The sequence below is a fragment of the Cytobacillus depressus genome (assembly GCF_008923245.1).
Taxonomy (GTDB): Bacteria; Bacillota; Bacilli; order Bacillales; family Cytobacillaceae; genus Cytobacillus; species Cytobacillus depressus.
This window is the reverse complement of sequence record NZ_WBOS01000038.1, coordinates 1-2,922: the sequence shown is the minus strand read 5'-3', so window position 1 is coordinate 2,922 and position 2,922 is coordinate 1. Positions and strand designations below refer to the sequence as shown.

The 2,922-nt window shown below is 53.3% G+C and carries 1 rRNA gene; it reads right to left on the bottom strand.

Annotated elements, in window-relative coordinates:
- Window positions 1-6: 6 nt before the first annotated feature.
- Window positions 7-2,922: ribosomal RNA gene (locus F7731_RS26205) — 23S ribosomal RNA — on the bottom strand.

Genomic DNA, 2,922 nt, shown 5'->3' with positions numbered 1-2,922 from the left:
TGGTTAAGTCCTCGACCGATTAGTATTTGTCAGCTCCACGTGTCGCCACGCTTCCACCTCAAACCTATCAACCTGATCATCTTTCAGGGGTCTTACTAGCTTGACGCTATGGGAAATCTCATCTCGAGGGGGGCTTCATGCTTAGATGCTTTCAGCACTTATCCCGTCCGCACATAGCTACCCAGCGATGCCTTTGGCAAGACAACTGGTACACCAGCGGTGCGTCCATCCCGGTCCTCTCGTACTAAGGACAGCTCCTCTCAAATTTCCTGCGCCCACGACGGATAGGGACCGAACTGTCTCACGACGTTCTGAACCCAGCTCGCGTACCGCTTTAATGGGCGAACAGCCCAACCCTTGGGACCGACTACAGCCCCAGGATGCGATGAGCCGACATCGAGGTGCCAAACCTCCCCGTCGATGTGGACTCTTGGGGGAGATAAGCCTGTTATCCCCGGGGTAGCTTTTATCCGTTGAGCGATGGCCCTTCCATGCGGAACCACCGGATCACTAAGCCCGACTTTCGTCCCTGCTCGACTTGTAGGTCTCGCAGTCAAGCTCCCTTATGCCTTTACACTCTTCGAATGATTTCCAACCATTCTGAGGGAACCTTTGGGCGCCTCCGTTACTCTTTAGGAGGCGACCGCCCCAGTCAAACTGCCCACCTGACACTGTCTCCCGCCCCGATCAGGGGCGCGGGTTAGAATTTCAATACAGCCAGGGTAGTATCCCACCAATGCCTCCACCGAAGCTGGCGCTCCGGCTTCCAAGGCTCCTACCTATCCTGTACAAGCTGTACCGAAATTCAATATCAGGCTACAGTAAAGCTCCACGGGGTCTTTCCGTCCTGTCGCGGGTAACCTGCATCTTCACAGGTACTATAATTTCACCGAGTCTCTCGTTGAGACAGTGCCCAGATCGTTACGCCTTTCGTGCGGGTCGGAACTTACCCGACAAGGAATTTCGCTACCTTAGGACCGTTATAGTTACGGCCGCCGTTTACTGGGGCTTCAATTCAGAGCTTCGCGTGAGCTAACCCCTCCTCTTAACCTTCCAGCACCGGGCAGGCGTCAGCCCCTATACTTCGCCTTGCGGCTTCGCAGAGACCTGTGTTTTTGCTAAACAGTCGCCTGGGCCTATTCACTGCGGCTCATCCGGGCTATTCACCCAAATGAGCACCCCTTCTCCCGAAGTTACGGGGTGATTTTGCCGAGTTCCTTAACGAGAGTTCTCTCGCTCACCTTAGGATTCTCTCCTCGCCTACCTGTGTCGGTTTGCGGTACGGGCACCTTTTTCCTCGCTAGAGGCTTTTCTTGGCAGTGTGGATTCAGGAACTTCGGTACTAAATTTCCCTCGCCGTCACAGCTCAGCCTTCACGCAAGCGGGATTTGCCTCGCTTGCAGCCTAACTGCTTGGACGCGCTATTCCAGCAGCGCGCTTACCCTATCCTCCTGCGTCCCCCCATTGCTCAAACGGAAAAGAGGTGGTACAGGAATATCAACCTGTTGTCCATCGCCTACGCTTTTCAGCCTCGGCTTAGGTCCCGACTAACCCTGAGCGGACGAGCCTTCCTCAGGAAACCTTAGGCATTCGGTGGATGGGATTCTCACCCATCTTTCGCTACTCATACCGGCATTCTCACTTCTAAGCGCTCCACCAGTCCTTACGGTCTAGCTTCAACGCCCTTAGAACGCTCTCCTACCACTGACATCGTAGATGTCAATCCACAGCTTCGGTGATACGTTTAGCCCCGGTACATTTTCGGCGCAGAGTCACTCGACCAGTGAGCTATTACGCACTCTTTAAATGGTGGCTGCTTCTAAGCCAACATCCTGGTTGTCTAAGCAACTCCACATCCTTTTCCACTTAACGTATACTTTGGGACCTTAGCTGGTGGTCTGGGCTGTTTCCCTCTTGACTACGGATCTTATCACTCGCAGTCTGACTCCCATGGATAAGTCTTTGGCATTCGGAGTTTGTCTGAATTCGGTAACCCGATGAGGGCCCCTAGTCCAAACAGTGCTCTACCTCCAAGACTCTTACAACATGAGGCTAGCCCTAAAGCTATTTCGGAGAGAACCAGCTATCTCCAAGTTCGATTGGAATTTCTCCGCTACCCACACCTCATCCCCGCACTTTTCAACGTGCGTGGGTTCGGTCCTCCATCCAGTGTTACCTGGACTTCAACCTGGACATGGGTAGGTCACCTGGTTTCGGGTCTACGACCACATACTCATTCGCCCTATTCAGACTCGCTTTCGCTGCGGCTCCGTCTTATCAACTTAACCTCGCATGTAATCGTAACTCGCCGGTTCATTCTACAAAAGGCACGCCATCACCCGTTAAAGGGCTCTGACTACTTGTAGGCACACGGTTTCAGGAACTATTTCACTCCCCTTCCGGGGTGCTTTTCACCTTTCCCTCACGGTACTGGTTCACTATCGGTCACTAGGGAGTATTTAGCCTTGGGAGATGGTCCTCCCTGCTTCCGACGGGATTTCACGTGTCCCGCCGTACTCAGGATCCACTCTGGAGGGAACGAAGTTTCAACTACAGGGCTTTTACCTTCTATGGCCGGCCTTTCCAGACCTGTTCATTTACCTCGCTCCTTTGTAACTCCGTGTAGAGTGTCCTACAACCCCAAGAGGCAAGCCTCTTGGTTTGGGCTAATCCCGTTTCGCTCGCCGCTACTCAGGGAATCGCGTTTGCTTTCTCTTCCTCCGGGTACTTAGATGTTTCAGTTCCCCGGGTCTGCCTTCAATACCCTATGTATTCAGGTAAAGATACTGTTCCATTACGAACAGTGGGTTCCCCCATTCGGAAATCTCCGGATCAAAGCTTACTTACAGCTCCCCGAAGCATATCGGTGTTAGTCCCGTCCTTCATCGGCTCCTAGTGCCAAGGCATTCACCGTGCGCCCTT